Below are 12,302 nucleotides of genomic sequence, written 5' to 3'. Positions count from 1 at the left end.
AAATCAAATGAACATAACAACAGAAAGGGACTTTATTGTGAATAAGTCTGAATTGATTGAAGCCATTGCCCAAGAGGCTGATTTATCTAAAGCTTCTGCCGCCAAGGCTCTGGACGGTATGATCAGTGCTGTTACCCGCACTTTGAAAAGTGGCGACACAGTTACGCTGGTAGGTTTCGGTACTTTTTATGTTGGTGAGCGTGCAGCCCGTGCTGGACGTAATCCTAAAACAGGTGAACCGTTAGAAATCAAAGCAGCTAAAACGCCTAAGTTCCGTGCCGGTAAAGCACTGAAAGATGCTCTGTAATTCAGTTTTATGTTTTAAATCAAGGCGGGATATCCCGCCTTTTCTTTTGTCTGTCGTTTTTGTGCATTAGCTGTACAAACAGCATGGTTGAGCCTCACAAAAAACGCTACAATAGGCTTCTTTTATCTGCTTTAGAAAAGTTAACTGAATCTCATGTTCCACATTGTAGAAAAATATAGAACACCGGCTCAGATTATTCTCGGTGTGATTTGCTTGAGTTTTGTATTTGCCGGTGGTTACACACTGGCTGTTCCCGGTACAGATTACATCAGCAAAGTTGGCGACATTAAAATCAAAGTAAATGATGTTAATGATTTTCAGCGCCGAATACAAAATGCTTCTGGGAATCCGGTAAGCAAAAAGCTGGTATATGATTCACTGGTCGATCAGGCATATGTGCAGCAGGGTGCAAATGATATGAATATCACTGTACCAATAGATCAGATAAAGCAGGTTATTGCATCTGATCCCAGTTTTCAGGAAAACGGAAAATTTGTAGAAGCCAAATATCGTGCTTTCCTGCAACAAGCCGGTATGTCTGAAGATGCGCTTATTGACGGTATGCGTAAACAATATGCCATGCAATCCATGCTTAATTTGATGAAAGCGGGAAATGTGGTCAGCGATGCTCAGGCCAAACAAATGGTGAATCTGTTACAGGCTGCTCGTGAAGTACAGACATTGACATTTCCTGCCGCTAATTTCACTCATCAGGTAGTAGTAGACGACAACAAACTAAAAGCTTATTACGAAGCGAATAAGAAAAAATATTATTTGCCGCAGGCTGTCAAATATGAATATGTCCAGTTGTCTGCCATGGAACTTGGTGCTAAAGAAAGCGTGAGTGAAGCAGAGATACAGGAAGCCTATAATCAGATTCCGACTACGGCCTCAGCACCCAAACCGGCGCTAGAGAACGTCCGTACGCAGCTGACACAGGAAATTCAAGCCCGTAAGGGTGCAGCTGTGGTAGCTAAATTAAAAGAAAATGTGAGTGACTTGGCTTTTAATAATCCGAAAACCTTGCAACCGATAAAAGACAAGCTAGGTTTAACGATACATAAAATAGATCAGGTGTGGCTCACTCGAGACATGGCTAATAATAGTGGCATGCCCAAGGCATTACAGGATGCATTATTTGGCAACGATGTTCTGGTTAAACGCTACAACTCTGAACCAATTGATATAGGTAATGGCAATTACTGGGTAGTTCGTGCTATCGATGTGCGTAAAGAACATCAGGCATCCTTTACGGAAATCAAAGCACAAGTTCAACAGGATTATGTGGCCGCAGAAAGTAAAAAATTGGCTTTAGCAGCAGCAAAGCAAGCTTTAAACAACGTTAGTACAAACGTCAATGCCAGTTTGAGCTGGTCGCAAACAGCTGATTTAACGCCGCAGCAGGCTGTAGCAATGATGTCTAAAACTGATTTTCAGAGCTGGATTAAAGCCAAACCTGTTAGTGGCAAACCTGCCTACATTCTTTTGAGTGATCAGCAAAATCCAGTACTGGTAAAAGTTAATGCCATAAAACAACCACAGGATATGGCGAATGTTCTGCCACAGGCAAAACAGGTAATCAGTCAGAATTTGGCACAGAATCTGGCCACCAGTAATTTAGCCTGGTTAAAAAGTCGTTATAAACTCAAACAAGGGGCACAAAAGCTGGATACAGCTGACGAGCAGTAATTTATACCATTGACCTTATAAATTTTATAAGGTCAATATTATTTGGGACACTGAATTTTTCTGTACTGCATGCAGTCTGAAACACATCATGCAGATAAAGGATTGTTGTGTTGTATACCAGTTATCATGCTGTATCGGGTGAACTCCTATTTAGCCATACATGTCTGACAAAAACTGAATTTGATGTGCAAAGTCAGCAGCTCAGCCAACGTCAATATGATTTTGCCAGTAAAAATGTTCAAATTCGCACACAGTATTTACTGAGCTTTGCATCCCGGCTTGAAGAGGCGCGAGACGAGCTGGCGTATCAGATTTGTATTGAAGTAGGACGGTGCCTGCGTGAGTGTGAAGCTGAAATCACAAAATCCATAGCCCTAATCCGATACTACGCTCATCTGGCTCCAGAGCTGTTGGCGCATAAAACCATTGCTACACAGGCGAGTTTGAGTCAGGTACGCTTTGAACCGTTGGGTACGGTATTGGCAGTGATGCCGTGGAATTATCCAGTATGGCAAATATTACGCTTTGCTATACCAGCCTTATGTGCTGGCAATGCCTGTATGGTTAAGCCCGCACCTTCTGTTGGTAAAATCAGCCAGATGCTGTTTGAATTGGTGGGAGAGGATTTACCTTTCCAACTAGTCTGGTTGGAGGAGAAAGATACTGAATATGCCATATCTCAGACACAGGCGCTGGCTTTCACAGGTTCTACCCATACTGGTCGGCATCTGGCGGCACTAGCAGGAAAACATCTGCGTAAATGTGTTATGGAGCTCGGTGGTAGCAATGCATTTATCGTGTTAAATGACGCAGATATTGAGCAGGCAGCTGCTGAAGCATGCTATTCACGCTTTCGGGACGCTGGCCAATCATGTAATGCAGCCAAACGCATTATTGTTCATGCTGATATAGCTGAAGAGTTTATCGCAGCTTTTAAACGCCATTGTCAGAAATTACAGATGGGGGCTCCATGGTTGTCTGCAACCACACTTGCTCCATTACATCGACAGGATTTGCGCGACAGTGTACACGCACAAGTGATGGATGCTCTGGCACATGGCGCAGAATGTTTGCTAGGAGGAGAAATACCAGAAAATCTGCAGGGCTGGTTTTATCCCGCTACGATTTTAGATAAAGTTAATCGGCAATGCCGTGTATACAATGAGGAAGTATTTGGACCTGTAGCGCTCATTCTGAGAGCTGAAGACAGTGAACATGCCGTAATGCTGGCCAACGACAATCCTTTCGGGCTTGGAGCCAGCATTTACAGCAATGATACAAATCATGCATGGCAGTATGCTGAACGCCTCAACGCTGGCAGTGTCTTTATTAACCGTCATACCAGCAGCGATCTGCGTTTGCCCTTCGGTGGCGTTAAAGATTCGGGTTTTGGACGAGAGTTGTCGGAATTTGGTATATATGAATTTGTCAATGTTAAAAGCTATTGGCAAAAATAGGCCATTTATTCAAATAGTAATGAATCTGTTTGAAAAATAATGTAATAATGATAGTAATAATTTTTATTGCATAAAATAATGATTCTGCTTAGTGAAAAGGGATATAAGTCATGTATGTAGCCAGACGTATTTACTGGTACGTACTCGCCGTAATACTCATTCTGATTGTGTTAGTGTGGCTGATATTTTCTCACACTCACAAAACTGTGTATTTTGATGCAAATGGTCAGATTGTAAACAAACAATCCGAAGCTCAATATGTGCGTCAGTTTCATGATGATGGTAAAAAAATCGAAGTTCAGGATTTTTACTATCCAGACAAGAGCAAATATAGTGACAGCTATGCTTTACCGATAGATAAGCTGCAACAATTTATACCGGCAATGAAAGAGGGTAAATTGCAACTCTGGTATCCGGACGGCCAAAAAAAAATTCAAGGTAATTACAAAAACGGTAAACCTGTTGGACAATGGCATACTTGGTATCCAAACGGCCAGATGGCGATTGAAATGAGCTGGCAGAAAGGGCAGCCTAGCGGCCGTACTATGAGCTGGTATGAAAACGGACAAAAGCGTGGCGAGCTGAATTTTATTAATGGCAAAGCTGAAGGGCGCTGGCAGCGCTGGTATCCGAACGGTCAGTTGAAACAGGATATGTATGTCCATCATGGTATCGTACAAACCATGACAACATGGGATGATAAAGGCCATTTGTTAGCTGATGTTGCTATCCACGAAAATAAAGTCAGTGGTGTGGTTTTGAGCTGGTATGACTCAGGGGCTAAAAAAAGCGAATCGGTTTTTGAGAAAAACGAACTAATGCGTAAAACCGAGTGGGATGAGGATGGTTTGGTTGTTGACCTGAATGACAACTAATTCTAATTTATAAAATTTATTTAAAATAAATATCTTTATGAAGTCCACAGCGCGGATTGAATGCTGACTGACAAAATGGGCAACGGTGTTGCTGATATTGTGCATAGGTCAGAAGATGTCTACATTTCCCACACATCACGGGTTTGCTATTTTGCACCGGCATGGCAACAAACTTATGATTGCACAACTGGTCGTGACATTTGAAGCAGGCATAATATTGTCTGCATTGTGCACATTGCAGCGCGGCAATGTCAAACTCTGTATGATAATGAGTGCAGCGACCACATGAATCGATATCAATTCCAAAAATCATAGATATATTTATCAGCAGACTAGCTTAGCAATTTAGATTGTTTAGATTAATTTTATTTTATCAGAATGAAGGTAACCTTTGGGCAGTAATTAAAACATCATATAACAAACTATCTTACCAACGTGAAGTCTGAATATAATAAAACCGAATCTTTCAGATTCGGTTTTTAGGAAATTATCACATTACGCTTTACATACGCTCAATCAAGGCTTTACCAAAAGCAGAGCAGGAAACTTCTTTAGCGCCTTCCATCATGCGAGCAAAATCGTAGGTTACAATTTTATCAGCAATGGCTTTTTCGATTGAAGCATTAACCAATTCAGCAGCCTCTTTCCAGCCCAGATGACGCAACATCATTTCAGCAGAAAGAATAATGGATCCTGGGTTAACTTTATCCTGACCAGCATATTTAGGTGCAGTACCATGAGTAGCTTCGAATACGGCATATTCATCAGAAATATTGGCACCTGGAGCAATACCGATACCCCCTACCTGTGCAGCCAATGCATCGGAAATGTAATCGCCATTGAGATTCAGTGTCGCGATGACATCATACTCTGCCGGACGTAATAAAATCTGCTGGAGGAACGCATCCGCAATACAATCTTTAATTACAATATTTTTACCGGTTTTCGGGTTTTTGAACTCGCACCAAGGTCCTTCACCAATCAATGTAGCACCAAACTCATTTTTTGCTACTTCATAAGACCAGTCTCGGAAACCGCCTTCGGTGAATTTCATGATATTACCTTTATGAACAAAGGTAACGCTATCGCGGTCGTTATCAATAGCATAGCGAATGGCCGCACGGGTTAAACGCTGAGAACCTTCTTTAGATACAGGTTTGATACCGATGCTGGAGGTTTGCGGGAAACGGATTTTGGTTACGCCCATTTCATCTTGCAGGAAATTGATAATTTTTTTGGCATCAGCTGTTTCAGCCATCCACTCAATCCCTGCGTAGATATCTTCAGTATTTTCGCGGAAAATAACCATGTTTACCTTGCTCGGGTCTTTCAAAGGTGAGGGCACACCGGTGAAATACTGCACTGGACGGACACATTGATATAAATCAAGCTGCTGACGGATGGCTACGTTCAGTGAGCGGATACCACCTCCCACGGGTGTAGTCATCGGCCCTTTGATGGCTACTTTATATTCTTTAATCGCTTCTAATGTTTCATCCGGCAGCCAAGTATTTTCACCATACACTTTCGTGGCTTTTTCACCGGCATAAACTTCCATCCACACAATTTTTCTTGAGCCGTTATAGGCTTTGGCTACTGCTGCATCAATCACGTCTTTCATTACCGGCGTAATGTCAACACCAATGCCATCCCCTTCAATAAACGGAATAATTGGATCATTCGGAATGGGTTGGCCGGAAACGATTTTGTGACCTTCAGTAGGCACTTTAATGTGACTCATGGTAACTCCTGTACTGTTACTTTTTCTGATAGATGACTACATATTTCAGTTTGTAGTCCGTCACAATGATTATCCTTTATTTTGTTAACTTAAGCCAGCAAAATGTAGTGCAATGTAGTCAGAAATATGTCTGAAGCCAGTCAGACATATAGTAGATATAGATCTGTATGTGAAGTATTAGCAGCTGTGTTCTGGACTCCATAAATCAGCCTGATACTCATGCTGATAAAAATCGCTGATACCTAGCCCAATTAAACGAAACAACGCCTTATCATCAGGCATTCGTTGCATCAGATCCTTCCCAGCCGCTACCAATGCAGCTGCATCCGGCAATGGCGATGAATAGGTTTGAGAACGGGTATAAATCTGAAACTGAGTATTTTTTAATTTCAAAGTAATGCAATTACCCTGAAGACCCTTGCGCTGCATATTTTGTACTAAAACCTCAGCCAGCTCTGGCAGATGGCGAGCAATTTCTTGCAGGCTTTCATTATTATCTAGCGTAATTTCAGTAGAAATCTGCTGTCGGTTGCGTTCTGGTGTAACTACACGGTCGTCACGGCCTTGTGCCAAATCAAAGAGGCGATAACCCCAGCGGCCGAAATGGTGTACCAGAACCGACATGCTTACTTTGCTTAAATCTCCAACAGTCTTCCAGCCTAAAGCATTCATTTTCTGCTCAGTTACTTTGCCGACACCGGGAATCTTACCTAAAGGTAGATTGTGTAGAAAGTCTAATACTTGTACTGGCGCAATCACAAACTGGCCATTGGGTTTACGCCAGTCAGAAGCAATTTTGGCTAAAAATTTATTAGGGGCGATACCGGCAGAAGCTGTGAGACCCGTTTCTTTCAGTATAGACGTACGGATTTCCCGTGCAATATCTCGAGCATAAGGCAAATGACCTTTGTAATCGGTAACATCCAGATAGGCTTCGTCTAAAGATAAGGGTTCGATTTGTTCAGTATAGCGCCTAAATATATTGTGAATCTGACTGGATACAGCCCGATATTTAGTAAAATCTGGTGGGATATAAATTGCCTGAGGGCACAATCTTTTGGCTGTTGTTACCGACATGGCTGAATGTAAACCGTATTGACGTGCCGGATAGGACGCAGCACAGATAACCGATCTGGGGCCATCCCAGGCCACCACAACAGGTTGGTTTTTTAGTTCAGGACGGTCGCGTAATTCAACTGAAGCATAGAAAGCATCCATATCTATATGGATTATTTTTCGTTCCGTCATATTAAGTCAATAAATACAAAAGGATGATTTACATTTTTTCGGGTTTGTTTAGGCTATTCTTCGTAGGCTTATCTTTTATCACCGCAAATATTTACCATCTTATTGTATGCAGGAATCTAAACCCGTATTGGGAATAGTCTACAATTTTTACCAAAAAATCATTTTATCAGAATAAAAGTGCTGATATATAACCATTCATTGCTGTAAGGATAATAGGCGCTAGTACCAATGCAAATGTGTACAAAGCAGAAAAGAGAGTATTTTGCTGTAAAAGATTGAGATTGTTTTCACACAGATTATAAACTTTGGAAACCTGAATGAAGTATAAAAGTATTCAGTTTAAGGTATTCTAGCTGATGTGATTTAAAATATTTTTCCACTCAAATTAAACAGACACCAAAATTCAGCAGAATTATTGGTGCCCGTTTGGAAAATCAATTAGCGCAAAGTGTAGCCGTTGAGGTATTTGATGCGTTCATTAGTCAATTGAGTATCGCATTCCAGCCGCAGAAATTCTGCATAAGTTGCTGAGCTTGCTTTAGCTCCACGTGCCTGACACTGACTGGTTTTATTAGCTATCCATTTTTGTTCTTCGTGCTGTAAGGTTTTACGCACGGTGTCATCCAGATTACGCCATAATGTGTTGATTACATTGTTAGCGTTACGATTGTTGTCACGTGCCAGCTGTAGCTGACTAGCATTTATCTCGCCCTGTCTGGCTGCATTTTCAGAATTCCGACCCGTTGCATTATCGTTAGCCTGATTGTCGTTAATTATTGCTGCTGCGTGGCCGTTCAGAATGGCGCTGGCCATCTGTGCAGACTGGCTTTGTTGGTCAACCGGTGTGACTTTGGCATTAGGATTATTAATTAACTCAAGGGCGTCAGCTCGTTTGTAGGTATGGCCATTAATCACTACTATATCTTTGATACCGTAAGGCAATAACGCGTTGCCCAGTACAGTACCTAAAGTCTGTATGCCAGCCAAATCGAAGTTAGTAGCCGCACTGGTCGCAGACGCTGCATTAGATGCAGCATTGCCATTAATGGTTACAGGTGAATATTGAATGGGTTTAGTAAACTCATTGTCATGCAAAACCACTTCATTGCCTTGCAGTTGTTTATTCAAGCGAGCAATAAAATCTGTTTTACCAAAAAGCAGTGGAGCGTTGGTTTGTATCTGCTGCCAGATATTGGTAGGAACAGTTACTTTTAGTTCACTGCTGCAGACCGGATTACCATTTCCATCTTTATCTAATTTACCTTCAGACAACGCAATATTTAATTCGCCGCCGGCACCGATTACTTTATCGGCATCAACAAACTGACGCCTATCTGTCTGAGCAAATTGACGAGCATTGTTATCAATGCCTGTGTGCAGAGTATCTTGGATCTGGTTGCGGATTTGTTCGGTGTTACAGCTCAGTTTTTCTGATGAATCATCGCGAGAACAGGCAGCCAGTGAAAGAATGCTTATAATGCTATATACGAGTACGCTTTTTTTCATGATTATTTCCTAAACAAACATGGATAAAATACAGACAACTCAATTACATATAACCCAAGTTCATTATGCTGCGTATGTAACCATTAATCATTTGATTTTACTAAAAAATACAAAAAAGCCTGAACACTGTTCAGGCTTTGGATAATCGAGGTGAAAATTAACGCAAACTATCAAGAATAGAATAAATTGGGCTCAGAATTGCTTCACCAAGACGCAGAGAGCGCTGACCATTCCATCCGAAATCATCATCTGGCCACTGATTATTATCTTTAAATGGCATTTCCAAGGTGTATGCCAGACATTTAAATGTTTCACCGATATAGGAAGTAGCAATATTCAGATTAGCCTGACCAGCTGCATCTTTTTCATAGCCATATTTATCTTGAAAATCGGGACTGGCCACCAAAAAAGCCTGTTTGAACTGTTCCTGTAATTGATGCAAACGCTCATCAAAAGAAGGAATACCTTCATTACCAGAAAGGAATACATAAGGAATAGATTCATCACCGTGTATATCCAAAAACAAATCCACGCCGGTCTCATGCATTCTTTCGCGTACCAGATACACTTCGGGGCTGTTATGCATACTTGGCTGCAGCCACTCACGATTCAAATTGGCGCCGGCGGCATTGGTGCGCAAGTTGCCCAGTACCGAACCATCAGGATTCATGTTGGGAACAATATAAAAAGTAGCTCGATCCAGCAGGGCTCTTGCTGTCGGGTCTTGATGGTCCAATAAGCGTCCCAGCACGCCTTCAATAAACCATTCAGCCATGGTTTCACCCGGATGCTGGCGCGCAATAATCCAAATTTTTAAATCACTGGCAACTTGATTGCCGATAGTGAGTAAATTGATATCACGTCCTTGGATAGTGCTGCCTAAATCCTCTATCTGACACAATCCACTACTTTGGCTGTCACCCAGCAAATTCAGATGCTGTTCATAGGTATATGGTTCGAAATAAGCGTAGTACACACTGTTGGACAATGGCGTATGGCAAATGGTTAAGATGCCATTTTCTAAAGTTGTAGGGACACGAAACCAGTTTATTCTGTCATAAGAGCACATGGCCTGATAATCTTCCCAGCCGGCTGGATAGGCTGATTCGGCTGTGTTGATGAAATTCAGACGAAGATTTTGGTAGGCTACGCCCTGCACGCGAAAATAAAACCACTGACGAAATTCGGCAGCATTGTCTTTGGGAAGTTTGAGCAGGATATTAGATGGATCATTGGCTTCAACAATTTCAACCTTACCACCATCAAACTGTGTGCTGATTTTAAGCATGCAACCACTTTCATTTAAACAACGGTCTTAATTCTTATTGTAATCTTTCTGTATTCGACTTACCACGTCTGCCAGAAAAATTTATGGCAATTTGATAATCATTTTATATTGAGCGATAAATTGCGATTGATAAAGGATTTAACGATTCAGCCAATGAAATGCTTTTTTCTGGATGTTCAATGCAATCAGAATCACTGGCAGCAGAAGTGATACCAGTCTAGGTACTGCTATGAAATTTTTGGATTACTATTGTTTGAATTTTAAAATCTTTTTAGGATTATGATAAATTCTTCGGCGCACAGCAGCGCATTCCGCTAAAATAAGCAGTTATTTTCTGGTTTTTGGCTTTGCAATGGCCAGAATACTCCTATCAGAATTAATTTAAATTAATGGCTTACATGAACAATATACGCAATTTTTCTATCATCGCCCATATTGACCATGGGAAGTCGACCTTGGCGGATCGCTTTATTCAGTATTGTGGCGGTCTGGAAAACCGGGAAATGAGCGCTCAGGTGCTCGATTCGATGGACATTGAAAAAGAACGCGGCATCACTATTAAGGCGCAGACAGCAGCTTTGCAATACAAAGCGCGAGACGGCCAAGTCTATCAGCTGAATCTGATTGATACTCCAGGACATGTGGATTTTTCCTATGAAGTATCCCGCTCGCTGTCTGCTTGTGAGGGAGCTTTGCTGGTAGTAGACGCCTCGCAGGGTGTGGAAGCGCAGACAGTAGCCAATTGCTATACCGCAATTGATTTGGGCGTAGAAGTCCTGCCGGTGCTGAATAAAATTGATCTACCGGCGGCTGAGCCTGAGCGAGTGATTGAAGAAATAGAAGATATTATCGGTATCGAAGCCATGGATGCGGTACGCTGTTCAGCTAAAAGTGGTGTCGGTATTGAGGATGTACTCGAAGAAATTGTCAAAAAGGTACCCGCACCCTCAGGTAAAGCAGATGCTCCATTAAAAGCTCTAATTATTGACTCATGGTTTGATAATTATGTAGGTGTGGTAATGCTGATTCGCATGGTGGACGGCTGTGTCCGTTTGAAAGATAAAGTGCGTTTCATGGCTACTGGTGCGGAAACACAGGTAGAACAACTCGGTATATTCACGCCCAAATCAGTGCAGAAACAACAGTTGAATGCTGGTGATGTGGGTTTTCTGATTACGGGAGTGAAAGAGCTCGGTTCGGCCAAGGTAGGTGATACCATTACGTTGGCTCGAGAACCTGCCAGTGAACCTTTACCCGGATTTAAAGAAGTACAGCCACAGGTGTTTGCTGGGCTATATCCGGTAGAAAGCCACGATTATGATGCTTTGCGTGAAGCGCTGGAAAAATTGCAACTGAATGATGCCGCGCTTAAATTTGAGCCAGAAGTGTCTCAAGCACTTGGCTTCGGATTCCGTTGTGGCTTTCTGGGTCTCCTGCATCTGGAAATTGTGCAGGAGCGACTAGAACGCGAATTTGACATGGATTTGATTACCACTGCGCCAACAGTGGTTTATGAAGTGTTGCTAAAAAGTGGCGAGCGTATTGAAATTGAGAATCCATCTAAATTACCAGATATCGGCACACTCGAAGCCATTTATGAGCCAATCATTACCGCAACCATTTTATTGCCACAAGAATATGTTGGTGCTGTGATGACATTGTGCAACCAGAAACGCGGTGTACAGAAAAACATGCAGTACATGGGACGGCAGGTGATGCTGACTTATGAAATGCCAATGAATGAAGTGGTAATGGATTTCTTTGACAAACTCAAATCAACATCGCGCGGTTATGCTTCACTGGATTATGAATTTTTGGAATTCAGAGCAGCCGATTTGGTGAAATTGGATATTCTGGTCAACAGTGAAAAGGTCGATGCACTGAGCCTGATTGTACACCGTAGCAATTCAGTTCATCGTGGACGCGAGCTAGTTGCCAAGATGCGCGAACTGATTCCAAGGCAGATGTTTGATATTGCGGTACAAGCTGCCATCGGCGGTAAGATTATCGCGCGTGAAAATGTTAAGGCATTGCGTAAAAATGTGCTGGCCAAATGCTATGGCGGTGATATTACGCGTAAGAAAAAACTACTGGAAAAACAGAAAGCCGGTAAAAAACGCATGAAGCAGGTAGGCAATGTAGAAATTCCGCAGACAGCCTTTCTGGCGATTTTGCAGGTTGGAGATTAACA

10 protein-coding genes are annotated in these 12,302 nt (G+C 42.1%); 5 read left to right on the top strand and 5 right to left on the bottom strand.

From position 1 onward, the window contains the following. Positions 1 to 37: 37 nt before the first annotated feature. The 4 genes from BHC43_RS07965 to BHC43_RS07950 all read left to right on the top strand — a co-directional run bounded on the left by BHC43_RS07965 (position 38) and on the right by BHC43_RS07950 (position 4,328). Entirely contained in the window at positions 38 to 307 is a 270-nt protein-coding gene (locus BHC43_RS07965; protein WP_100140679.1) for an HU family DNA-binding protein, read from the top strand. A gap of 153 nt (positions 308 to 460) precedes the next feature. Then, positions 461 to 1,996, top strand: a complete 1,536-nt coding sequence (locus BHC43_RS07960; protein ID WP_100140584.1) for a peptidylprolyl isomerase — start codon at positions 461 to 463, stop codon at positions 1,994 to 1,996. Positions 1,997 to 2,106: 110 nt separating this feature from the next. Next, positions 2,107 to 3,453 (top strand): aldehyde dehydrogenase family protein, encoded by a 1,347-nt coding sequence (locus BHC43_RS07955; protein WP_100157028.1) that lies wholly within the window; start codon positions 2,107 to 2,109, stop codon positions 3,451 to 3,453. A 110-nt stretch (positions 3,454 to 3,563) separates the two neighbouring features. Further along, positions 3,564 to 4,328, top strand: a complete 765-nt coding sequence (locus BHC43_RS07950; protein WP_100140585.1) for a toxin-antitoxin system YwqK family antitoxin — start codon at positions 3,564 to 3,566, stop codon at positions 4,326 to 4,328. Between the two features lie 16 nt (positions 4,329 to 4,344). Here BHC43_RS07950 and BHC43_RS11015 read toward each other — a convergent pair whose 3' ends face one another. The 5 genes from BHC43_RS11015 to BHC43_RS07925 form a co-directional block, all read right to left on the bottom strand. Further along, on the bottom strand, positions 4,345 to 4,641 hold the full coding sequence (locus BHC43_RS11015; protein WP_100157027.1) for a CHY zinc finger protein: 297 nt from the start codon (positions 4,639 to 4,641) through the stop codon (positions 4,345 to 4,347). Between the two features lie 189 nt (positions 4,642 to 4,830). Continuing rightward, on the bottom strand, positions 4,831 to 6,069 hold the full coding sequence (gene icd / locus BHC43_RS07940) for an NADP-dependent isocitrate dehydrogenase (RefSeq protein ID WP_100157026.1): 1,239 nt from the start codon (positions 6,067 to 6,069) through the stop codon (positions 4,831 to 4,833). 177 nt (positions 6,070 to 6,246) lie between these two features. Beyond that, complete coding sequence (dinB, locus tag BHC43_RS07935) at positions 6,247 to 7,317, bottom strand: DNA polymerase IV (protein WP_100157025.1); 1,071 nt, start codon at positions 7,315 to 7,317, stop codon at positions 6,247 to 6,249. 438 nt (positions 7,318 to 7,755) lie between these two features. Next, positions 7,756 to 8,823 carry a lysozyme inhibitor LprI family protein gene (locus BHC43_RS07930; RefSeq protein WP_100157024.1) on the bottom strand — a complete coding sequence of 356 codons (1,068 nt, stop codon included), beginning with the start codon at positions 8,821 to 8,823 and terminating at the stop codon, positions 7,756 to 7,758. A gap of 157 nt (positions 8,824 to 8,980) precedes the next feature. Then, a complete protein-coding gene (locus tag BHC43_RS07925) occupies positions 8,981 to 10,111 on the bottom strand; it encodes a M14 family metallopeptidase (RefSeq protein ID WP_100140590.1) in 1,131 nt (376 codons plus the stop codon). A 398-nt stretch (positions 10,112 to 10,509) separates the two neighbouring features. On the opposite strand from BHC43_RS07925, the gene lepA reads away from it, so the two are divergent. Then, positions 10,510 to 12,300, top strand: a complete 1,791-nt coding sequence (lepA, locus tag BHC43_RS07920; protein ID WP_100140681.1) for a translation elongation factor 4 — start codon at positions 10,510 to 10,512, stop codon at positions 12,298 to 12,300. Positions 12,301 to 12,302 lie beyond the last annotated feature (2 nt).

Origin of the sequence: Snodgrassella alvi (assembly GCF_002777855.1) — a bacterium.
Taxonomy (GTDB): domain Bacteria; phylum Pseudomonadota; class Gammaproteobacteria; order Burkholderiales; family Neisseriaceae; genus Snodgrassella; species Snodgrassella alvi_E.
This window is presented reverse-complemented; position numbering and strand designations above follow the sequence as displayed.

Coding starts and splice junctions, on each gene's coding strand:
- BHC43_RS07960 (WP_100140584.1), top strand. CDS start 461: ATGTTCCACATTGTAGAAAAATATAGAACACCGGCTCAGATTATTCTC.
- BHC43_RS07950 (WP_100140585.1), top strand. CDS start 3,564: ATGTATGTAGCCAGACGTATTTACTGGTACGTACTCGCCGTAATACTC.
- BHC43_RS11015 (WP_100157027.1), bottom strand. CDS start 4,641: ATGATTTTTGGAATTGATATCGATTCATGTGGTCGCTGCACTCATTAT.
- icd (WP_100157026.1), bottom strand. CDS start 6,069: ATGAGTCACATTAAAGTGCCTACTGAAGGTCACAAAATCGTTTCCGGC.
- dinB (WP_100157025.1), bottom strand. CDS start 7,317: ATGACGGAACGAAAAATAATCCATATAGATATGGATGCTTTCTATGCT.
- BHC43_RS07930 (WP_100157024.1), bottom strand. CDS start 8,823: ATGAAAAAAAGCGTACTCGTATATAGCATTATAAGCATTCTTTCACTG.
- BHC43_RS07925 (WP_100140590.1), bottom strand. CDS start 10,111: ATGCTTAAAATCAGCACACAGTTTGATGGTGGTAAGGTTGAAATTGTT.
- lepA (WP_100140681.1), top strand. CDS start 10,510: ATGAACAATATACGCAATTTTTCTATCATCGCCCATATTGACCATGGG.